This window comes from Polynucleobacter sp. MWH-CaK5, assembly GCF_018687615.1.
Taxonomy (GTDB): Bacteria; Pseudomonadota; Gammaproteobacteria; order Burkholderiales; family Burkholderiaceae; genus Polynucleobacter.
In genome coordinates, this window is the sequence record NZ_CP061299.1 from 1,045,593 (window position 1) to 1,066,142 (window position 20,550).

General features: G+C 44.8%; 22 protein-coding genes and 1 pseudogene. 4 read left to right on the forward strand and 19 right to left on the reverse strand.

Annotated features, from left to right (window positions below; genetic code table 11):
- Positions 1-32: 32 nt before the first annotated feature.
- Positions 33-1,178 (reverse strand): alpha-hydroxy acid oxidase, encoded by a 1,146-nt coding sequence (locus tag GQ367_RS05180; RefSeq protein ID WP_215289621.1) that lies wholly within the window; start codon positions 1,176-1,178, stop codon positions 33-35.
- 85 nt (positions 1,179-1,263) lie between these two features.
- On the opposite strand from GQ367_RS05180, the gene GQ367_RS05185 reads away from it, so the two are divergent.
- Together GQ367_RS05185 and GQ367_RS05190 are read left to right on the forward strand one after the other, a co-directional pair.
- A complete protein-coding gene (locus GQ367_RS05185; protein WP_215289623.1) occupies positions 1,264-1,998 on the forward strand; it encodes a pseudouridine synthase in 735 nt (244 codons plus the stop codon).
- A gap of 95 nt (positions 1,999-2,093) precedes the next feature.
- Positions 2,094-2,222 carry a DUF3149 domain-containing protein gene (locus GQ367_RS05190; RefSeq protein ID WP_215289625.1) on the forward strand — a complete coding sequence of 43 codons (129 nt, stop codon included), beginning with the start codon at positions 2,094-2,096 and terminating at the stop codon, positions 2,220-2,222.
- On the opposite strand, the gene GQ367_RS05195 is transcribed toward GQ367_RS05190, so the two are convergent.
- Entirely contained in the window at positions 2,223-2,822 is a 600-nt protein-coding gene (locus tag GQ367_RS05195) for an isochorismatase family protein (RefSeq protein ID WP_215291896.1), read from the reverse strand.
- Between the two features lie 74 nt (positions 2,823-2,896).
- On the opposite strand from GQ367_RS05195, the gene GQ367_RS05200 reads away from it, so the two are divergent.
- Entirely contained in the window at positions 2,897-3,295 is a 399-nt protein-coding gene (locus tag GQ367_RS05200; RefSeq protein WP_215289627.1) for a hypothetical protein, read from the forward strand.
- Between the two features lie 34 nt (positions 3,296-3,329).
- Here the strand turns inward: GQ367_RS05200 and GQ367_RS05205 are convergent, their stop codons facing one another.
- The 4 genes from GQ367_RS05205 to acnB all read right to left on the reverse strand — a co-directional run bounded on the left by GQ367_RS05205 (position 3,330) and on the right by acnB (position 8,021).
- Positions 3,330-3,962 carry a hypothetical protein gene (locus tag GQ367_RS05205; protein WP_215289629.1) on the reverse strand — a complete coding sequence of 211 codons (633 nt, stop codon included), beginning with the start codon at positions 3,960-3,962 and terminating at the stop codon, positions 3,330-3,332.
- Positions 3,962-4,240: a hypothetical protein gene (locus GQ367_RS05210; protein WP_215289631.1), complete on the reverse strand. Its 279-nt coding sequence runs from the start codon at positions 4,238-4,240 to the stop codon at positions 3,962-3,964. The genes GQ367_RS05205 and GQ367_RS05210 overlap by 1 nt, the downstream gene beginning before the upstream one ends.
- A gap of 2 nt (positions 4,241-4,242) precedes the next feature.
- Positions 4,243-5,295 (reverse strand): nitronate monooxygenase family protein, encoded by a 1,053-nt coding sequence (locus GQ367_RS05215; protein WP_215289633.1) that lies wholly within the window; start codon positions 5,293-5,295, stop codon positions 4,243-4,245.
- A 140-nt stretch (positions 5,296-5,435) separates the two neighbouring features.
- Positions 5,436-8,021, reverse strand: a complete 2,586-nt coding sequence (gene acnB / locus GQ367_RS05220) for a bifunctional aconitate hydratase 2/2-methylisocitrate dehydratase (protein WP_215289635.1) — start codon at positions 8,019-8,021, stop codon at positions 5,436-5,438.
- A 188-nt stretch (positions 8,022-8,209) separates the two neighbouring features.
- Between acnB and GQ367_RS05225 the strand changes: the two genes are divergently transcribed.
- On the forward strand, positions 8,210-8,359 hold the full coding sequence (locus GQ367_RS05225) for a hypothetical protein (RefSeq protein ID WP_215289637.1): 150 nt from the start codon (positions 8,210-8,212) through the stop codon (positions 8,357-8,359).
- A 30-nt stretch (positions 8,360-8,389) separates the two neighbouring features.
- Here GQ367_RS05225 and GQ367_RS05230 read toward each other — a convergent pair whose 3' ends face one another.
- The 13 genes and pseudogenes from GQ367_RS05230 to soxY all read right to left on the reverse strand — a co-directional run bounded on the left by GQ367_RS05230 (position 8,390) and on the right by soxY (position 20,505).
- On the reverse strand, positions 8,390-8,812 hold the full coding sequence (locus tag GQ367_RS05230) for a thioesterase family protein (RefSeq protein WP_215289639.1): 423 nt from the start codon (positions 8,810-8,812) through the stop codon (positions 8,390-8,392).
- Positions 8,813-8,861: 49 nt separating this feature from the next.
- Positions 8,862-11,954 carry an efflux RND transporter permease subunit gene (locus GQ367_RS05235; protein WP_215289640.1) on the reverse strand — a complete coding sequence of 1,031 codons (3,093 nt, stop codon included), beginning with the start codon at positions 11,952-11,954 and terminating at the stop codon, positions 8,862-8,864.
- Positions 11,954-12,835 carry an efflux RND transporter periplasmic adaptor subunit gene (locus GQ367_RS05240; protein ID WP_215289642.1) on the reverse strand — a complete coding sequence of 294 codons (882 nt, stop codon included), beginning with the start codon at positions 12,833-12,835 and terminating at the stop codon, positions 11,954-11,956. Before GQ367_RS05240 ends, GQ367_RS05235 begins: the two co-directional genes overlap by 1 nt.
- 9 nt (positions 12,836-12,844) lie before the next feature.
- A complete protein-coding gene (locus GQ367_RS05245) occupies positions 12,845-13,321 on the reverse strand; it encodes a DUF2244 domain-containing protein (RefSeq protein WP_215289644.1) in 477 nt (158 codons plus the stop codon).
- Positions 13,322-14,125 carry a sulfite exporter TauE/SafE family protein gene (locus tag GQ367_RS05250; RefSeq protein WP_215289646.1) on the reverse strand — a complete coding sequence of 268 codons (804 nt, stop codon included), beginning with the start codon at positions 14,123-14,125 and terminating at the stop codon, positions 13,322-13,324.
- Between the two features lie 4 nt (positions 14,126-14,129).
- Entirely contained in the window at positions 14,130-14,570 is a 441-nt protein-coding gene (locus GQ367_RS05255; RefSeq protein WP_371818557.1) for a TIGR01244 family sulfur transferase, read from the reverse strand.
- Positions 14,547-15,647: pseudogene (locus GQ367_RS05260) on the reverse strand (YeeE/YedE family protein); the annotation flags it as partial. The gene GQ367_RS05255 and the pseudogene GQ367_RS05260, both read right to left, overlap by 24 nt.
- 50 nt (positions 15,648-15,697) lie before the next feature.
- On the reverse strand, positions 15,698-16,390 hold the full coding sequence (locus tag GQ367_RS05265) for a hypothetical protein (protein WP_215289647.1): 693 nt from the start codon (positions 16,388-16,390) through the stop codon (positions 15,698-15,700).
- Between the two features lie 6 nt (positions 16,391-16,396).
- The gene (soxB, locus tag GQ367_RS05270; RefSeq protein WP_215291898.1) at positions 16,397-18,118 is read right to left on the reverse strand and encodes a thiosulfohydrolase SoxB; all 1,722 of its coding nucleotides are present in this window, start codon (positions 18,116-18,118) and stop codon (positions 16,397-16,399) included.
- Positions 18,119-18,191: 73 nt separating this feature from the next.
- Entirely contained in the window at positions 18,192-18,800 is a 609-nt protein-coding gene (gene soxX, locus GQ367_RS05275; protein ID WP_215289650.1) for a sulfur oxidation c-type cytochrome SoxX, read from the reverse strand.
- A 17-nt stretch (positions 18,801-18,817) separates the two neighbouring features.
- Positions 18,818-19,618 (reverse strand): sulfur oxidation c-type cytochrome SoxA, encoded by an 801-nt coding sequence (gene soxA / locus GQ367_RS05280; protein ID WP_215289651.1) that lies wholly within the window; start codon positions 19,616-19,618, stop codon positions 18,818-18,820.
- A 64-nt stretch (positions 19,619-19,682) separates the two neighbouring features.
- Positions 19,683-19,994 carry a thiosulfate oxidation carrier complex protein SoxZ gene (soxZ, locus tag GQ367_RS05285; RefSeq protein ID WP_215289652.1) on the reverse strand — a complete coding sequence of 104 codons (312 nt, stop codon included), beginning with the start codon at positions 19,992-19,994 and terminating at the stop codon, positions 19,683-19,685.
- Positions 19,995-20,049: 55 nt separating this feature from the next.
- The gene (gene soxY / locus GQ367_RS05290; RefSeq protein WP_215289654.1) at positions 20,050-20,505 is read right to left on the reverse strand and encodes a thiosulfate oxidation carrier protein SoxY; all 456 of its coding nucleotides are present in this window, start codon (positions 20,503-20,505) and stop codon (positions 20,050-20,052) included.
- Positions 20,506-20,550 lie beyond the last annotated feature (45 nt).

Below are 20,550 nucleotides of genomic sequence, written 5' to 3' on the forward strand. Positions count from 1 at the left end.
TTTTCAGTGAATATCAGCAAAGAACAGGCTATTTAGAAAGTGCCTGGGTACAAGATATCTTTGGTGACGTTTTGAATATCTCTGTGTCCCGTGAAGGCCATGGTGATATCCAATTCTTTATGAATGATTTCAAGACACTTGGTCACGCCAGCCTCACCCATGGCACCAAGACCATACAAGAAAGGACGACCAATCAAAGTGCCTTTAGCGCCTAATGCCCAAGCCTTCAAAACATCTTGGCCTGAACGAATGCCGCCGTCCATCCACACTTCAATGTCTTTACCAACCGCATCAACGATGCCAGGCAAGGCCTGAATACTTGATACTGCGCCATCTAACTGACGACCGCCATGGTTAGAAACAATCAGAGCATCGGCACCAGAGTTAGCAGCCAAACGAGCATCGCCCTCGTCCAAAATACCCTTGATAATGAGCTTGCCACCCCAACGCTTTTTGATCCATTCAACATCACCCCAATTCAAGCCCGGATCGAACTGCTCAGCAGTCCAAGACGATAAAGATGACATATTGCCGACACCCGTGGCGTGACCAACGATGTTTCTGAAGGTTCTGCGCTGCGTGCCCATCATGCCCATGCACCAACGAGGCTTGGTCATCATGTTGATGATGTTTGCAATGGTTAGTTTCGGTGGCGCAGACAAACCATTTTTTAGGTCTTTGTGACGCTGACCCAAGATTTGCAAATCAAGTGTTAAAACTAAAGCAGAACAATTGGCTGCTTTGGCACGATCAATCAAGCGCTCGATGAAGCCACGGTCTTTCATGACATAAAGCTGGAACCAAAAAGGCTTGGTGGTGTGTTCAGCCACATCTTCAATCGAGCAAATGCTCATGGTGGACAAACAGAATGGCACGCCAAACTTTTCAGCAGCTTTAGCAGCCAAGATCTCACCATCAGCGTGCTGCATACCAGTTAAGCCAGTTGGAGCCAATGCCACCGGCATAGCAACTTCTTGACCAATCATTTTTGTTTTGGTCGTTCTGTTTTCCATGTTCACAGCTACTTTTTGGCGCAGCTTGATCTTTTGAAAGTCAGATTCATTTGAGCGATAAGTAGACTCAGTCCAAGAACCAGAATCTGCATAGTCATAGAACATCTTAGGTGTTCTTTTTTTATGCAAAATGCGCAAATCTTCAATATTGGTAATAACTGGCACTATCATCTCCTCAGGGATTCAGTATTTACAGCCAGTTAGGCTGTAATATTTCGCTTTTCACCATTATAGGTACTCTTTACTCAGCATGGCAAAACCTCTTTCTTTAGAAAAAATCCTCTTTAGCCAAGGGTTTGGGACCCGTCGCTACTGTAGCGACCTGGTTTACGCTGAACTGGTCAAGGTCAATGGTGTATTGGCGGAGGACCCTGATGAAAGAATCCCAACCGAGAATCTTCAGCTTGAGGTGGATGGGGAGTCATGGGAGTTTCATGAAAAAGCCTATGTGGCATTTCATAAGCCAGTCGGCTATGAATGCTCCCATAAAACCAGCCATCATCCAAGTATTTACGGCCTACTGCCCCAGCCTTTGGTTGAAAGAGGTATTCAATGTGTGGGACGCCTAGACCATGACACCACTGGCTTGATCTTGATGTCAGATGATGGTCAGTTCATTCACCGCATGACCACACCCAAAAAGAACATTGGCAAGGTGTATCAAATCACAGCAGCGGATGATTTAACTGAAGGACAAATTCAACATCTCTTAAAAGGAGTTGTTTTAGATGATGATCCAAAACCATGCTTTGCCAAAGCCTGTGTGCAGCGCTCAAGCAGAGTTCTAGAAATGACGATCGTTGAAGGACGCTATCACCAAGTCAAACGCATGATGGCAGCCGTGGGCAATCATGTCGCTCAATTACATCGATTATCAATTGGTGAATACACCCTACCCCAAGACCTTCCCGAAGGCGAATGGCGCTGGCTTTACCCTGAAGACCTGAAACAGCTATCCACTAGCCTCGCCGAAGATAAAACTTGAAAGTTTCTTGAGTTACATCAAAGAGAACATTCAAGATTAGCTCTAAAGTAAAACTTATAGATGTGACTAATTAAGTTTTATATAAGGGGTTAAGAATGTTGGGCGAACTATTTGGGTCTTTTGCAGGACAGTTAAGTTTATTGATCATCTTAGCGATGATTGTCACCGGCATTGTGATGGTGAGGGTTGTCCTAAAAAAGATGGACGAAACCTCACCAAAATAATCACTTGATGAGCGCCAAACCCTCTTTGAATTGAGGGTGCTCACAAGACTGTAAGAGCTCAAAGACAACCATTTCTGTTGTCACGAGCTCTGCGCCATTAGATGCCAAGCGATCAAATGCGGCATCACGATTAGCTTCAGTTCTAGAGCTGCAAGCATCAGTCACAACCCACACATCAAACTCTTCGTCGAGTAAACCCAAGGCAGTTTGCAATAAACAAACATGGGCCTCACATCCTGCGATCAAAATCGTGTTTTTCTCACCTTGATCATCCTGCTTGCGCTGAATGTGCTTAGGCAAACTTCTGGCATTACCCATAGGCTTTGGTGGAGCTCTTAACTCATCGACCAAGCCATCCGCACAAGCACCAAAATACATCTTGGTGAGAGTCTTTTGACAAAGAGATTTCAACTGAGCATCGTTAGGCCCTAATTTTTCTGGGTTTTGCTCAGTACCAATGATGGGTAGTTTTAATAGTTTGGCTATTTTTGCCAAGCGCACGGCATTGGCCAATACCTGGTCAGCCTGATGGATCACCGGCATCAATTTGCTTTGATAATCAATCAGAACCAATTGGGTTTCGTCTGCGTTTAAAAGTATGGACATAATGAGTAATGCTTCTTTAAGATGAATACGTGGTATTTTCTTATAAAAAGAGACCTAGGAGTAATAATTTGTTCGCAGCTTTCTTGATCATCATTCCTTTGATTGCCTTTATTTTCTATATCAGGGCTATCAGCAAAACCATCAAAGCCATTGACCCAGAGTACAGGAGTCAAGCGCCTGGGATGGCCTGGTTACTGCTCATCCCTATTTTCAATGTGATTTGGTTCTTTTTCTTACTCAAATCAATCAAGAATGGCTTTCTTAGGATGTATGAAAACAGAAGAATTAATCAACCCATTGATACTGGGTATGCCTATGGCATTGCCATGGGTTGTTGTTGGGCAGCATCATTCATACCCAAATTGATTTTTGTTGCTTTGATCCCGATGTTTGTATTTTCAATACTTCATTGGACCAAACTCAATAATGCAAGGAAGCGCTTGAGCGACGAGCTCACTCAAAATTAATTAGAGTATTTTTAAGATATCTTTGGTGACTTTGTCACTGATTTTTCTTTAAATGAATTTGCGCGGTCATCTTGCCCGCAAAGATCATATCTAATTGAACGCCATCAATACCCTGAGCAACTTGGACGCCGTCTTGCGCAACAGGAAATGTTTTTTCGAGCGTCAGCATGTTTTTAGGCCAATCAACTCGCAAGACCGCACTCATTGGCAAGTAACCATCAAAATACCGACGCATCAAAGGACCAGCATTCAACATGTATTGTTCTTGCGACACCTTATCCAAAGCCCTTGATTCCAAATCAATGCAAATGGATGCCCCACGCTCAACATCAGTGAGAGTCACACGATTGTCTTTAACTTCCGCAGAGTTCATTTTTTCTAAAGACTTGACGGTGATCTTTTTGATTCTATTTTCATTAAAAACAATTACCACTTTTCTGATGGGATCTAATTGACGATGGCAAGTGGCAATGGTCACAATTCCAGAGTCCAAACTTTGTGGACTGATCTTCACCCTTGATTCATAGCTATAAGCACCAGGATCAGGACGGGTTTTTAAATATTTGATTTCACCCTCATTGGCAATATCAGAAAACTCTAAGGCTGAAATTGGACTGACTGTCAGCATGGTCGCTGCACAAATAATCAATTGCAGATGTCGTTTCATCATGGATTTTCCTTGGAGTGATATTGCTGAACTTTTTCCAACCAAACCTTCAAAGCATTGGCCAGATCTTTTTTACTGAAGGAGCAACTCTCCTCTGTGAAGAGCGATGAAGACTCAACCCTGGATAAAACATTCTCAAGGGCTACGCTGTACTTCTCGGGCAACTGACTATCTTTACAAAAGATTCGAAATGCCTGAATCAATTCAGTTGAAGGACCTGTGCCACGCAACCAAGCTTGCAATTGATCTTCAACATGCCGAGAGTTCTGAATACTCACGCTTAGCTCCCTGCCGCTTGATATTCATTCGATAAGCTTGCCATCAATTCAGCCACTGACATAGCGCGAGCTCTGGCATATTCAGTGCCAGCCCAAAGGCTTTGGTAATCGCCTTGATCATTTTGTGCTGCCCATTGCCTCATCGGAGCCGTCATATTGTTTTGCACAGGAAATGGTAAATAAGTTTTACCTTCCATCAATGACATGTATTTATTTTTCACGCCTTGCGCTGGACGACCTGAGAAAGCCCTGGTGAATGCGGTTCCTAATTCAGGCTGCGTTAATACAAATCGACGATGAGCAGGACTTGAGCCTGCCTCTGCAGTCACCAAAAATGCAGTGCCCATTTGCGCTGCTGATGCACCAGCTTGAATAATGTTGCGAACATCATGGCCATCCATGAGACCTCCAGCCGCGACGATGGGTATTTGAAGATGCTTGTCCAGCTCTTGAACTAAATCTCTGACGGATAGTTGTTGATCAACACCATGGGGATCAAAGATGCCCCGATGTCCACCAGCTTCAATTCCTTGAGCCACCACAAAATCAACGTCCGCTGATTGGATCATCAAAGCTTCTTCCAAAGAAGTGGCGGTAACACCTACACTGATACCTAATGAATGGGCTCTTTCAATAAGCTCTTGAGGTGGCAAACCAAAGTGAAATGTCAGCACCTCTGGTTGGTGGACCCAAATAGGCTCAAGCATGCTTTGTAAATCTGGAATGTATGGTGACTTTGGAATAGCCACAGTCACACCCAATGAATCCACCACATCTTTTAAGTCACTCAAGGCCTGCTGCTGCTCAAACTCTGCAGGCATGACTGGCTCTTTAAATACAAAAAAATTGGCATTAATCCTGGTCTTGGGTACTTTTTTGATGAGTGCTTTGGTGGCACGCAAATCAGCATCGATTTTTTTTGGACTCGAATAGGCAAAACCAAAACTGCCCAAACCTCCTGCATCAGAGACAGCTGATACCAATGCGGGCGTGTTCACCCCACCTGCCATTGGCGCTTGTATCACTGGAATTGTTAAGTCAGAAAACTTGAACATGTCATGCATCAATTAAGAAAGTATCACTAGCATACCCGTTCATGATGATTTTTTCAGCCAAGATGAAAAAAGGGGCTTTCCGAAGAAAGCCCCTTAGATTAACTGCTTGGTTTTAACTTAAGTTCTTACCTAACTAAGCCTTAAGCATCCACTGTTTTTGCTACATCACTGAAACCTTTGATTTGATCAAAGTTCATGTATTTGTAGATTTCAGCTCCGCTTGCATTGAGAACGCCCATGTCAGCCATGTACTCTTCTTTGGTCGGGATGCGACCCAATCTAGAGCAAATAGATGCCAATTCAGCTGAACCCAAGTAAACAAATGTGTTTTTACCTAGACGGTTCGGGAAGTTACGTGTTGATGTTGACATCACAGTAGCACCTTCGCGAACTTGTGCTTGGTTACCCATACACAATGAACAACCAGGCATTTCCATGCGCGCACCAGCACCACCTAAAACACCGTAGTGACCTTCTTCTGTTAGCTGTTGTGCGTCCATCTTAGTTGGAGGAGCAACCCACAATTTCACAGGAATATCACGCTTGCCTTCAAGTAGCTTAGAAGCAGCACGGAAGTGACCAATGTTGGTCATGCAAGAACCGATGAATACTTCATCAATTTTCGCGCCAGACACTTCAGACAATGTCTTCACATCATCTGGGTCGTTTGGACATGCCACGATTGGCTCATGAACATCGGCCAAATCAATTTCAATCACTGCTGCGTATTCAGCATCAGCATCACCTTTGAGTAGCTCTGGTTTTGCCAACCATGCTTCCATCGCCTTGATACGACGACCCAATGTACGTGCATCAGAGTAACCATTAGCAATCATCCACTTCATCAATGTGATGTTGCTGGTCATGTATTCAATGATTGGATCTTTGTTCAAGTGAACTGTACAACCTGCCGCAGAACGCTCAGCAGATGCATCTGACAATTCAAACGCTTGCTCAACTTTGAGATCAGGCAAACCTTCGATTTCTAGAATGCGTCCAGAGAAAATGTTTTTCTTGCCCTTCTTCTCAACTGTCAACAAACCTTGCTTGATCGCATACAAAGGAATTGCGTTGACCAAGTCACGTAATGTGACGCCTGGCTGCATTTTGCCTTTGAAGCGAACCAATACAGATTCAGGCATATCCAAAGGCATCACACCAGTGGCTGCAGCAAACGCTACCAAACCTGAACCTGCCGGGAATGAAATACCAATCGGGAAACGTGTGTGAGAGTCACCACCTGTACCAACTGTATCTGGCAACAACAAACGATTCAACCATGAGTGAATCACACCATCACCTGGACGCAAAGCAACACCACCACGGGTGCTGATGAAGTCAGGCAATTCATGGTGCATCTTCACATCCACTGGTTTTGGATAAGCGGCTGTGTGGCAGAAAGATTGCATCACCATGTCTGATGAGAAACCTAAACAAGCCAAATCTTTTAATTCATCACGAGTCATTGGACCAGTCGTGTCTTGAGAACCCACCGTTGTCATCTTAGGCTCACAGTAAGTGCCCGGACGAACGCCCTTGCCTTCTGGCAAGCCACATGCGCGACCAACCATCTTCTGCGCCAATGAGAATCCTTTACCAGAATCAGTAGGATTGGTTGGCAAGCGGAACAATGTTGATACTGGCAAGCCCAAAGCTTCACGAGCTTTTGCTGTTAAACCACGACCGATGATCAATGGAATACGGCCACCGGCACGCACTTCATCAAATAGAACATCTGACTTCACTTTGAACTCAGCGATTACTTTGCCGTCCTTGAGCGCTTTACCTTCATAAGGACGCAACTCAATCACATCACCCATGTTCATGCTGTTAACGTCAAGCTCAATCGGCAAGGCGCCAGCATCTTCCATGGTGTTGTAGAAAATCGGAGCAATCTTAGTACCTAAACAAACACCACCAAAACGCTTATTAGGAACGTAAGGAATGTCTTCACCTGTGAACCACAACACTGAGTTTGTGGCTGACTTACGTGATGAACCTGTACCAACAACGTCGCCAACGTAGGCAACCAAATTACCTTTGGCTTGTAAAGCCGCTAATTGCTTGATCGGGCCAACCTTGCCAGGCTCTTGAGGCTCGATGCCTTCACGTGGGTTTTTCAACATCGCTAATGCATGCAATGGAATGTCTGGGCGGCTCCAAGCATCGGGTGCTGGAGACAAATCGTCTGTGTTTGTTTCGCCTGTTACTTTGAACACTGTCAAAGTCATGCTTTGTGGAACTTCAGGACGGCTTGTGAACCATTCAGCATCTGCCCAGCTTTGCAATACAGCCTTAGCGTTGGCATTACCTTTATCAGCCTTTTCTTTAACGTCATGGAATTGATCAAACATCAACAATGTTTTCTTCAATCCTTCAGCAGCGATACCGCCCACTGTGGCGTCATCCAATAAATCAATGAGTGGAGAGATGTTGTAACCACCAAGCATCGTGCCTAGCAACTGAGTTGCGGTCTCACGTGAGATCAATGGTGTTTTTTCTTTGCCAAAAGCAACTGCTGCCAAATATGAGGCCTTGACCTTCGCTGCATCATCCACACCAGCTGGAACGCGGTGAGTGATCAACTCAACCAAAGTTGCATCTTCACCTTTTGGTGGATTTTTAAGCAACTCAATCAACTCGCCAGTCTGCTGAGCTGACAATGGTAGTGGTGGAATACCCAGAGCTGCACGCTCGGCAACATGATCACGATAGGCTTTCAACATGGTGTTTCCCTCTCTATATAGGCAAATAACAAGCAATCTTTAAGACTTATATCTTATATAAGACTTAGATATCTGGCAAGAGATTGCACTTCATATAATGACAAAATAGCCTAAATTAGTTGCTAATACATGAATAGGCAGACTAAAATAAAAAAATCATATAAATCAATGATTTAATTAAATTAATAATGAAGAAAACAGACCTTTACAAGAACGCGGGATTGGCTGTAGCCAACCAAATGAAGAATTCAGCTCCGAAGCCAAAGGGTGCGAATAAAAAGAATTCTGAGAAAAAGCTCAACCCCCTCTTAGCCTCTTTATTGAAAAAGCCAGAGTAAGCCCTCCCGGGTTTCTGATTTATTGAGTTTTTAGATAGCCAACTTGGCTTTTAATTCAGGCGGCCAAGAAGCCGCTTTCTGGGTCTTAAAGTCGACCCAAACAATCGTTGCACCTGATGTTGCTCGAACAGTATCAGGGTCATTTGCCAAAGACATCACATTGAAGGTATCCAAACCTACCCGCGTCGGGTTAGCAATATAAGTCTTGATCACAAGATCTGCTGGGTACTCAACAGGCTTCATGAAGTTGCAAAAGGCATTCACCACCACAACGCCCTGCTCATCTTGAGCAAAGTTCAAGCCTAGACTATCCAACCAATTGATGCGGGCTTGTTCGATATAACGAAAGTAAACCGCGTTGTTCACATGACCAAAGGCATCCATATCACCCCAACGAATTGGGATGATGGATTCATGAACGAATGTTTTTTCTTCAGGAATTGGAATACGCATATGAATGAATCTTTAAATGATCAATTTGTTTTCTTTATTAGACTTTATCTTAAGCCGTATTTTTATCAATCTTGAACCAAGCGGCATACATCGCTGGCAAGGCCAACAAAGTCAAAGCAGTTGCTACCATCAAGCCACCCATAATGGCAATCGCCATCGGACCCCAGAAGACGCTGCGTGACAAAGGAATCATCGCCAAGACTGCGGCTGCGGCTGTCAAGATGATCGGTCTGTAACGCGTGACACAAGCATGAATGATCGCCTCTCTGGCTGGCATACCTGCAGTGCGCCCCTGTTCAATTTGATCAATCAAGATCACTGAGTTACGCATGATCATACCCAGCAAAGCAATGAAACCTAGCAATGCAACAAAGCCAAACGGCTTATTAAATAGTAGCAATGTCAAAGCCACGCCTGAGATGCCCAAAGGCGCTGTCAAAACAACCAAGAAGGCTCGTGAGCTACTACGCAACTGAATCACCAACAATGTGAAGGTGATGAACAGCATCACCGGAATACCAGCGTTGATGGAATCTTGGCCGCGTGAACTTTCTTCCACAGAGCCACCGATATCAACTTTGTAACCAGGTGGCAATTTAGCCATCAATGGTTTGAATTCTTTGTACAACTCTTCTGTCGCTGTAGGACCCTGAACACCAGGGATCACATCCGCTTGAAGAGTGATGGCGTATTCGCGATTCTCACGCCAAATTGTGGCCGGCTCCCACACCACGTTCACGGTCGCAATACGACCCAATGGGATTGATTGACCGCCCACGGTGGTCAACATGGTTTCATTCAGGTCGCTGGTTTGATTGCGCTCTGCACGAGGCAAACGCAAAACAATCGGCGCCAACAAATCACCTTCACGATATTGTCCAATCGTGACCCCGCCAAAATGACTGGCCAGTGTTTGCGCAATCACTTGGGGTGGTACACCTAACTCACGAGCTTTTGCAGCATCCACATCAATTTTGGCCACTGCTTGGTTTTCATTCCAGTTATCTTTAACGCCATAAACAATCGATGACTGACGCATCACCTCTATAAAGCGATTTGCCTCAGCTCTTAGCTTGATCGGATCATCACCTGTGACCCTGAATTCCACTGGATAAGTCACAGGCGGGCCATTCGGTAACAATTTAACGCGCAGTCTTGCTTCAGGAGCGGCATCATCCAAAATGCGAGGCAAGACTTGGTTGAGGCGATCGCGATGACGCAGGTCAGCCACAATCACAGCTTGTGCAGCATTCGATCTTGGGAAAATAATATCTAAGGGTAAAAAGAATCGAGGTGCGCCATTACCGACCCACATCGTGACAGATTGAACACCTTCTTGCTCCAAGATTTTTGCTTCTATTTTTTTAGCGGCAGCTTCAGTGGCTTCAAAACTAGAACCTTCAGCCAAAAATATATCAACCAAAATTTCAGGGCGAGATGAATCCGGGAAAAATTGTTGTTGCACTTGACTCATGCCAACAATGCCCAACACGAATGTTGCAATGGTTGCCATGATGGCTTTTTTGCGATGATCAATGCACCATGCAACCACCACCTTGAAACGCTCATAGAATGGGGTATCGAAATGCTCATGCTGGGCACCCTCAGGAGTGGCATGAGCTGGCTTCTTTAATAGCAAGAATCCCAAGTACGGCACAAACAAAACTGATACAAACCAAGAGATGATCAGCGCAGCAGCAGTCACAGCAAAAATAGCAAAGGTGTATTCACCCACCGCTGACTTGGCAATACCAATCGGCAAAAAGCCAACCGCTGTGATCAAGGTGCCCGTTAACATCGGCATAGCGGTCAGCTCATAGGCAGCTGTCACAGCCTTCATGCGATCGTAGCCCTCTTCCATCTTGCGCACCATCATCTCTACAACGATGATGGCATCGTCGACCAAAAGACCCAAAGCAATGATCAATGAGCCTAAAGAAATCTTATGTAATCCAACACCCGCCAAATGCATCACCAAGAAGGTCACTGCCATCACCAAAGGAATGCTGATGGCCACCACCAAACCAGGTCTTGGATCGATTCTCCAAGGATGACGATGTAAACCCAGGGCCAACAAACTCACTGCTAACACGATGATCAATGCCTCAAACAAAGTCATCAAAAATTCTTTTACTGAGCCAGCAACAACTTTGGGTTGATCCTGAATCAAAGACAAGGTCACACCCGCTGGCAGATCTTTTTCAATGAACTGACTGGCTTTGGTCAAAGTTTTACCAAGCTCAACAATGTCTCCGCCCCTGGCCATGGAAATACCCAAGGCCACCAACTCTTCACCCTGAAAACGAACTTTGCTTTGCGCTGGATTAATCACATCACGGCGAACCTGAGCAATATCACCTAAGCGAATCGATGCGCCTGAAGGAGCACGCAATGGCATGGCCTGAATATCAGCAACGTTCTCAAAGGGACCACCCACGCGGATGGGCATTGAAAAAGAATTTGATTCAATATTTCCACCACTTTCAATGGTGTTCTGCTGATTCAATTGCTGTGCCACCACTGCTGGCGATAAACTATACTGAGCCATCTTTTTACGCGACAACTCAACGTAAACCATTTCATCTTGTAAGCCATAGACGTTTACTTTGCCAACGTCTTTCACTTGTAATAAGCGTTGTCTGATTTGAGTTGTGAAGTCTCTCACTTCACGGGGCGTATAACCCTTTGCAGACATGGCATAAATAACACCATATGTGTCACCAAAATCATCATCAAAATAAGGGCCCTGAACACCCATGGGTAAATATGATTTTGAATCATTTACTTTTTTACGAACGGTGTAAAAAAGATTGGGGATCTCTTTGGCAGGCGTGCTGTCTTTAGCAAAAAAGATGATCATTGATTCGCCGGGATGCGAAAAGCTGCGAATCTTGTCAATGCTTGGAACTTCTTGCAGAGTTCTCTCGATCTTATTGGTGACTTGATCAGACACCTGGATCGCTGTAGCACCTGGCCAGATGGTACGAATCACCATGGCTCTGAAAGCAAACGGCGGATCTTCGTCTTGGCCTAACTGGAAATAAGAGCCAATGCCCAATAAGACCAAGGCAATCATCAAATAGCGCGTTAGCGCACTATTTTGAATCGCCCAGCGCGATAAATTGAAACGATCAGGACTCATCACTGAGCCTTTTCAGCGATAGCGATTCTGACTTGTTGACCTTCACTCAGAGCATGCCATCCGGTGGCAATCACGATATCACCCGCCACCAAGCCACTCACCAATTCAGCCGATTGATCATCAATCTTTCCCAATACAAGTTTGACTGCGCTGATTTTTCCTGTGGATTGCGATCCCTGATCAAGAGTTAACTTGTAAACACTCACGCCATCACTGTGTATCGCAGTAGTTGGAATCTTGAGTGAAGCTTTGGAAGTGTTTTTGGCATTGCTATTGATACTGCTATTATTTTTTTCAATCTTCTTACTTATTTTTTGTGTGATGATTTTTCCAACCACGTCTTGATTGCTGACCACTTGTCCAACAGCGATACTCATCTGAGCAACCTTGCCCGCATCTAAAGCTCTTAAAGTAACAAAGCCGATGTTCTCAATGGATTGTTCGTATTTGGCACGAGCTGATTCAATGGTTGCCACACGACGATCGAATTCAGAGGCTGAGATGAAGTTTTTGTTTTTTAAATCGGTGTATCTTTTAAAGTCAGCTTCAGCTGATTGAAGCTCTGCTTTTGCCGCACGGTAACTGATCATCACTGATGACTCAGAAGACACGCTGTTAGGAATGATGCGCGCCAATGATTGCCCTGGTAAAACTACATCACCTGATTTGACAAGAACTTCCATGACCTTGCCACTGGCATCAAAGCGAAGAGCTCCAGGATCCTTGATAGCCTCATTCTGTAATACAACTTCATTAGCCTGACCCATTACCACCACTTTCACCAATCTGGGTAGAGGCTCCTGATCAGGACCTTTGCCACAGGCTGAAAAAATAAGGATCGATACAATCAGTGCAAGTAATTTAAAAGGCTGTCGGTTCATCTCGCCATTTTAATGCAAGCAAAGCCTCAATGCCTGTCTGATTTCTTTGGCTAAATCATGTCTTTTTTCAGCCAAAATGAATTGGCCAATCGATATGGTTTGCGCGCCACTTTCTAAAATCACCAAATCATTTTTTCGGTCATACAAAGACTCAGGGTCTTTGACTCTGACCCACGGGGCATTCCATTGCGTCAGGGTTTTCTTGTACCCCATGTTCAACTCAATGATTAATTCAGAATTGTGCAAAGTGATTTTTTCGTAATCCCTGGCATGCCTGGCATAGATCAGTAATGCAATGCCTAAGACTGATAATTCAATCAAAGTGAAAGGCACAACCATCCAGGCGCCAATCCACCAAAAATATGCGGTGATCAAGCCTGAAAAACACACCATGGATAAATAGAAGATGCCCACTTGCTTGGGCGTAAATGAGCAGTTACGCCTCATCAACCAGACGGTTTTAGCTTGAGGAAGTTCTGTATTCATTTAAAGGATTAGTTTGATCAGCATAGCAATGGCAACCAAGATAGCAAAGATTGCAAAAGTTTGCTGAATCCTTGGTCCAGAGATGCTCTTGACGAGTTGTCGACCAATCAATAATCCAATGATAGATCCAAGAGAAAATGGCCAAGCCAAAGCCCAATCCATGGCTCCATAGAAATTAGAAAAAATCACACCACCCGTTGAGATGATGGTGAGAACGCCCAAAGACGTTGCCACAATTGATTTGATCGGTAGATCTGTGAATTTCCTCAAAGCCGGAACGATGATGAAACCCCCACCCACACCTAATAGACCTGAGAAAAATCCAGCAAGCGCTCCCGAACTAAAAAGTGCTCTGGCACAAGGCAGCGTCCAAGTGAGCTTGCCGATGGTTTGATCGAGCTGGCATGGTGGGCCAAGTTTCTCTTCAATACCGGCTAATTCTCTGGTAGCTTGCATCCACATATTCCTAGCCACCAATAAAAGAATCATGGCAAAGATCAGGACCAAGGGCCAATTAGGTAGTTGGTGCGCCAACCAAATGCCAAGGGGTGACAAAATCAAGCCGGCACAAGCAATTAAAAGAGCTGCCTTGTACCTCAGTATCTTGGCCCTGAAACCAAGATAAGCGCCCAAGCCAGAAGACAAGGCCACCGCCAATAATCCGATTGGGGCAGCTTGCGCGACATTTAAATGGAGAAAAAATCCTAGGAGGGGCACAGACAAAATGGCCCCACCAGCACCCGTCAGACCTAACACCACCCCGACAAAAATGCCAAGAGCGATTCCGATGAGCGTTAATTCCAACTAATTAACCAACTTGTTGAGCCAACATGTACAAGTTAGTTGATCTGGCGCCTGAACGACAGAAAGCCAAAATAGGACCAGGCATGGTCTCAAGCAAGCGAGACATCTCTTGTGCTTGCTCTAAAGTAATTTGACCACTGACCACTGGCAAATAGGCGTAATTAAGACCCAGCGCTTTGGCTGCAATTTCAATTTCCGCATTCAAGGGTTGCTGAGGACCTGCTTCACCATCGGGACGGTTATTGATGATCGATTTATAACCTTGACGAGCGATTTCAGAAACATCGTCCGCAGTGATTTGACCCAAAGTACCAAATTGATCAGTATGACAAGCGATTTGAAGTGGCATGCCACATCCTCCAGTGTTTGAATGTTGATTTGAATGATTGCTTCCGATGACTGGCTCACAAGGCGGTGGAAGCATTCTCCACTGCAAATACTTCATGGCTAAAACTGCACCCACAATGAAGCCTGCGACTGCGATGAATGAACTAATCGCCAAAGTTGAAATGCCGGTCAAGCCTTGACCAATTGTGCAACCAAAAGCAGTCACACCACCCACTCCCATCAGCACACCACCAAGCAAATGATTGCCAGTGTCTTCTGCATTTCTGAAGGTTTCTAAATGGAAGGTCTTGGTAACAAGCGAGTAGATAAATGAGCCAACGATCAAACCTAATACTGAGGAAATACCTAAAGTTATTTTTCTGCTGGCATCACTGAAGAATGTCAGCCACTCAATCACGTAGGCATAAGGTGCTACGTAAGTTAAGCTTTCCATGCGGCCGCTGTTGGTCGCCACAAAAACTTCTTCCAAAGTATTTGGATCTTCAGCCACATAGCCCAAGACCCCTGAAATCCACCAAACCAATAAAACAGCTCCGCCAACACCAAAACCCGCCAAGAGATTATTCAGACTCCAGAATTCTTTTTTGATCAGCGCAAACAATATCAATGCACCACCGATGATCAACGCCAAGCTGATTTGCAAAGTATCTTTGGCCATGCCCATTGACTGAGCCAATATGCTTGGCAAATCTTGTTGCGTTGATAAAGTAATGAACACAGTATCAGTTGTGTTGACTCTTACAACACCAAACACACCTCTTAAGGTCATATAAGACGATAGAGCCAAAGTCAAAAAGACCACCAAAGACTTCAGATTACCTGAACCAATGCGTAACAATGTTTTGCTACCGCAGCCTGAGGCCAAGACCATACCAAAACCAAACATCAGGGAACCGACAATGGTGGATAACCAAGTTAAGCGTGAACCGGTATAGATGGATTTACTCACATCAATGATCCCCATGGAGGTCATGAAACCTATACCAACAATCGCAACACCCATGGCTAAAAGCCACTGACGCATGCGGGTCCACTCGCCCATGATGGCAATATCAGTGATGGCCCCCATGGTGCAAAAGCGTGTTTTTTGCAAAACAATGCCCAAAAGGACGGTCACCACAAACGTGGACCAAATAACGGTGCTTGAGATGGAATTTAAGTTAATTTCAGGCATAAATAGAGGTTTTACCTTTTAAGCCTGACATTTTATGGCATTTTTGGCGATTAGCCTTGAGCTTGGTCTTTTGCTGGTACTTTTAGGTACTCTTGATCGCTGAAGCGTGGCACCCAATTGGGCTTGTAAATCACAAAGACAGCCAGCAACATGCCTGACAAAGACCCCTCTGTGAATGACAAAACAACCAGGGTCACAAACCAATCCACCAAGTCCATCGATAAGCCAAGGTTGGCTGGCCAAAAAGCTTGGTGCCAAATCATCAAACAGACAGCCGGAATAATCACACTCAGCACGCCGGCCACGTAACCGTGACCAAAGATGAAGATAAAGAGGTGCTTAGGTAGACATCCGCCAATTAAGCGCATCACACCACAAGCGCACATCGCAGGCAGAACACCCAAGACTAAAAATTGATGCAAAGCGTGGTTCAAGGTCCATGAAGAAGCCAAGGCAACAATGGTCGTTACACCAGCGAGCATGACAATGGCAGGACGTAAACCGTACATGGCCACCAATAAAGATGCGCCAAAGAATTGGAACGATAAACCGATGAGTGCTTCAGTGGCCATGCCTGGCATGTAAGCACGAATGTTCCAGGCCAAACCAAGAGCTAAGATGCCACCCAATACAGAGTTAATCACCTGAGGCCTGATCAATACTCTCCAATGATCATTGGAGAAAGCCCAGAACAGAACAAGACCAGATATAACAAGAGATATGCTGGTCATGTTCATGGTCATAATGGTTTATGCAGCGAACCCTGGGTTTCCTTTGGCACCCTCAATGATTGGCATATTGAGTTGCTTCGCTTTAACCGTCTTAATGTCGCGAAGGTATTTAGCCACGACATCCCAAATTGGCTCACCACCAGCAGCTTTTGCTTCTTCAGCCACAGGAGCCCAACCAGCCACTTTGTAAGTCTTATTTGGATCAATCAACTTACCATTGAGTGTCATGTTGCTGATGCGCTTATTCGCTTCACCCATTGGATTGATTGAGTACTGAAGACCACCCACACGCACCATGTCACCACCTTGTTGGTAGTATGGATCTGGGTTGAACAAGTTGTCAGCAATATCTTCAAGAACTGTCTTGATCATGTCACCCTTCATCATGGTCACAGTGGTCCATGGATAAGTGATCGCAGTTTGATCAAGCACGTGTTCCATCGTGATCGCCTGACCTGGTAACAATGAAGTACCCCAACGGAAACCTGGTGAGAATGCAATCTCAGCATTCTTCACAGCCATCAAACCATCCAAAATCAACTGGTCGAAGCTGCCGTTGAAGTTACCGCGACGGTAAAGAGTACCCTCTGTGATCGCAAGCTTTTCACCCAACTTTGTTTCGTACGGAGCACGAACTCTGTCGATCAATTTATTCATCGCTGGATCAGCAGGAATCATGTCTGAGAAAACTGGCAACAACTTGTAGCGGAAGTCAGCAATCTTGCCTGCGTTCACTTTGAAATCTAGAACACCTAAATACTTGCCGTTTGAACCAGCATTCGTTACCAATGTAACGCCACCTGGGTTCTTCACTTTCACTGGTGTTGGTACGCCATCGTGAGTATGACCACCGAGGATCGCATCGATACCAGTCACACGACTTGCCATCTTCAAGTCAACGTCCATACCGTTGTGAGAAATCACAACAACAACTTTTGCACCCTTGGCACGAACTTCATTGACCATCTTCTGCATGTTGTCGTCTTGAATACCGAAGGTCCAGTTCGCTACCATGTAACGTGGGTTAGCAATTGGTGTGTACGGGAAAGCTTGACCGATCACGGCCACTTTCACACCATTCATTTCACGAATCACATACGGATCAAATACCTGGTCACCGAAGTCATTGGTTTTGATATTTTGAGCCAAGAATGAAATCTTGCCTTTGAAATCTTTTTCAACAATCTCTTTCACGCGATCTTCACCAAGAGTCATCTCCCAGTGTGGCGTCATGATGTCTACACCCAAAGCCAAACATGCATCAACCATGTCTTGACCATTGGTCCACAAAGCAGTGCCCGAACCTTGCCATGTATCACCACCGTCTAATAGCAATGCGCCTGGACGGCTGCCCTTCATTTTCTTGACCAAAGTAGCCAAGTGAGCGAAACCACCTACTTTGCCGTAAGTAGCCGCTGCTTTTTCGAAATTCAAATACGTGAAGGCATGAGCTTCTAATGTATTTGGTTTGATATTGTGAGCTTTCAAAAGATGCTCACCCACCAAGTGAGGTGTCTTACCAAACTGATCACCGAAACCTAAGTTCACATCTGGTTCACGGAAGTAGATTGGTTTTAATTGTGCATGGCAGTCAGTGAAGTGTAGAAAGTGCACATTACCAAAACGAGGCAAATCATAAAACTTGTTGGCTGCTGATTGTGCTTGCGCGTAATCAGTATTAAGGGCCATACCACCCGCTGAGGCAACTGCTAATACTTGTAAAAACTCTCTACGATTCATTGACATAAAAAACCTTATTAAAAAATAAAAAGGCCGCTAGACACGATGGCATAGCGGCCCAACTTGTTACAAATTACTGATTAACTGGTGATGCTGGATCCAACAAAAGAGCCATCACGTGACGCATCTGCTCTTCATTCAACAACTTGAAGTGGCCGATACGTGGCATGTTGCTGCAAGCGTTATAGGCTTTAGCGTTATAAATCTTGCCCCAAGTGTATTGAACCACTGCATCTGTGTTGCCACGAATCTTGCCGTAGTTCCACAATGATGGGCCAATATTGCCGTGAGAAATTTCTTTCTTGTTGATCTGGTGACAGTTGTAGCAACCACCACCAACAGCTGAACCAGCTTTGTCTGACCAAGTAGCACCACGGCCGCTTTGAGCAATCTTCTCGCCCTCTTTCCAGTCGCCTAGGTACTTGCCATCTGAAGGTTGTTTGATCGTAGCCATGTTAGCTTTTTCAATCGCTTCACGCTTTTTAGCATCGCCCTTACCCAATAAAGCAGCAGGTTCTGAGCAAAACTTTTGCGTGTCATCACGATCAAGACGATCTAAACCAGCTTGACCTTTGGCTTGGAAACTTGCCGCATGATCTTTTTCAAATTTACTTTGAGCCATCACGGATGTTGAAGTTACAACAACCAAGGCTGCAGAAATCATTAAATGTAATTTTTTCATTATTTATCTCCCGCGACTTAGCGCTTCAATCCTGGTGTGTTCATAATTCCGTCTTTGGCTTTAGCACCCATGTAGACAGATAGCGCAATGGTTACATCAGAGATGTAAATTGGCTCTGGGAAGCGCTGTTGACGGTAGCAGTCGTTCAAGCGACGCTGCATGGTCCAGAAATTGCCGCTTGATACGCGATAAGCTGGCCAGTAACCAAAACCTAAAGCAGCACCCTTTTGCTCAGTGATGTTAGGCAAGTCTTGCAAACGAATACGCTTACCGTCTTCACCGTGGCAAGAAGCACATGAGAAGTCCATTGGGCCACCTTGGTAGAAGAAAGCCTTCTCACCCATGGCGTACATTTCTTTCTCTTTTGGATGCTTCACAGGCACATTGATTTTCATGCCTTTTGATGCAGTCACAACATAAGCAACAACTGCCTCAACATCTTTACGCTTACCTTTTTCAAAGCCAGCTTTGATGATTTCTTGAGCGTCATAGCCTTGTAACTTTTCCATACAAGTGATGATGCGTGACTCTAAGTCTTGCACTTTATTAGTATCTTTAAAATAACGTGGCAATTCAGCTGAAGCGCCCTTCACAACACCTGGACCTTTTCCAAGATCACACTTTTCAAGCGTTGCATTTTTAGGACCCATGGGTTTTTTCCACAAATCTTCACCAGCTGCTTCATACAATTCTGAAGGATTGCCATCAGCAATCATTTCACGGTATTTCGCAATATCATCCGTCGCGCTTTGAGCCATGGCAAAACCTGCCACCATGCTTAAAGAGACTAATAAAGCACTACTTATAGCTTTTTTCATTATCTGCTCCTCTTATTGACAAAAACCCGTCAACTTTGAAATTGACGGGCTTCTTATTTTCTTATTAGCTTACTTTTGCTTTATCTGTGCGAGTGTCGTTCTTGTTATCTACCCAAGTTACGCTAACCTCATCACCCTTAGCGCCGCCCTTGAACTTGAAGTTCAAGAATGGATCTTTAGAAACAGCTGGGCCAAACTCGCCGTGGAACACTTGCTTACCTTTGCAAGTTGCTGTGATTGTTGTGATGTGGTGAGCTGGAATAACTTTTCCAGATGAATCTTTACGCTGACCTGTTTCCATGTCGTGCTTCATCAACACTTTAACGTCAACAATACCGCCAGTCTCTTGGGCGCGTACGCGCATTGGATCTGCCATTTTTATTTCCTTTCAGTACAAATATGATTAGTTATGTGAATTGTGTGAGGGGGAATTAACCGCCGCAACCACCCAAAGTCACCTTAACTTCTTTAGTAGATACAAACCACTTACCATCAGCCTTCACCAAAGCGTGAACGTTTGATGTTTGACCCATCTTGACACGTGAAGCCACGAACGGCTCTGTGTCAGCAGTCATGATGAATTGAGCAGCCAATGCACTTGGATTCTTCTCAACCAAAATAGCGATTTGTTGTGTTTTTGCCATTGATGTTGTTACGCCTACAGGCACAACTGCACCGTTTTCAGCAATGTCAGGAGCATTGATTGTGATCGCGCCAGACTTGTCAGCTGAAGAACCGCCTAAAGACTTAAGTACGTCATCCAATGTTTTACCTTCAAAAGCAGCTTTGTTCCATGTTGCAGCTTCTGCTTGAGAAATAAGACCTGTTGCAGCCATCAAACCGATTACTGCTGTCAATCGCAGCGCTTCACGACGTTTTTGGTTCATACGAACTCCTTCTAAAAAAACTAACTATCAAAAATAATAATTTCT

Excerpts from the sequence above, each read along its gene's own strand:
- GQ367_RS05185 (WP_215289623.1), top strand. The coding sequence starts at position 1,264 with ATGGCAAAACCTCTTTCTTTAGAAAAAATCCTCTTTAGCCAAGGGTTT.
- GQ367_RS05190 (WP_215289625.1), top strand. The coding sequence starts at position 2,094 with ATGTTGGGCGAACTATTTGGGTCTTTTGCAGGACAGTTAAGTTTATTG.
- GQ367_RS05205 (WP_215289629.1), bottom strand. The coding sequence starts at position 3,962 with ATGAAACGACATCTGCAATTGATTATTTGTGCAGCGACCATGCTGACA.
- GQ367_RS05215 (WP_215289633.1), bottom strand. The coding sequence starts at position 5,295 with ATGTTCAAGTTTTCTGACTTAACAATTCCAGTGATACAAGCGCCAATG.
- acnB (WP_215289635.1), bottom strand. The coding sequence starts at position 8,021 with ATGTTGAAAGCCTATCGTGATCATGTTGCCGAGCGTGCAGCTCTGGGT.
- GQ367_RS05225 (WP_215289637.1), top strand. The coding sequence starts at position 8,210 with ATGAAGAAAACAGACCTTTACAAGAACGCGGGATTGGCTGTAGCCAAC.
- GQ367_RS05230 (WP_215289639.1), bottom strand. The coding sequence starts at position 8,812 with ATGCGTATTCCAATTCCTGAAGAAAAAACATTCGTTCATGAATCCATC.
- GQ367_RS05235 (WP_215289640.1), bottom strand. The coding sequence starts at position 11,954 with ATGAGTCCTGATCGTTTCAATTTATCGCGCTGGGCGATTCAAAATAGT.
- GQ367_RS05240 (WP_215289642.1), bottom strand. The coding sequence starts at position 12,835 with ATGAACCGACAGCCTTTTAAATTACTTGCACTGATTGTATCGATCCTT.
- GQ367_RS05245 (WP_215289644.1), bottom strand. The coding sequence starts at position 13,321 with ATGAATACAGAACTTCCTCAAGCTAAAACCGTCTGGTTGATGAGGCGT.
- GQ367_RS05255 (WP_371818557.1), bottom strand. The coding sequence starts at position 14,570 with ATGAAGTATTTGCAGTGGAGAATGCTTCCACCGCCTTGTGAGCCAGTC.
- GQ367_RS05265 (WP_215289647.1), bottom strand. The coding sequence starts at position 16,390 with ATGACCATGAACATGACCAGCATATCTCTTGTTATATCTGGTCTTGTT.
- soxB (WP_215291898.1), bottom strand. The coding sequence starts at position 18,118 with ATGAATCGTAGAGAGTTTTTACAAGTATTAGCAGTTGCCTCAGCGGGT.
- soxX (WP_215289650.1), bottom strand. The coding sequence starts at position 18,800 with ATGAAAAAATTACATTTAATGATTTCTGCAGCCTTGGTTGTTGTAACT.
- soxA (WP_215289651.1), bottom strand. The coding sequence starts at position 19,618 with ATGAAAAAAGCTATAAGTAGTGCTTTATTAGTCTCTTTAAGCATGGTG.
- soxZ (WP_215289652.1), bottom strand. The coding sequence starts at position 19,994 with ATGGCAGATCCAATGCGCGTACGCGCCCAAGAGACTGGCGGTATTGTT.
- soxY (WP_215289654.1), bottom strand. The coding sequence starts at position 20,505 with ATGAACCAAAAACGTCGTGAAGCGCTGCGATTGACAGCAGTAATCGGT.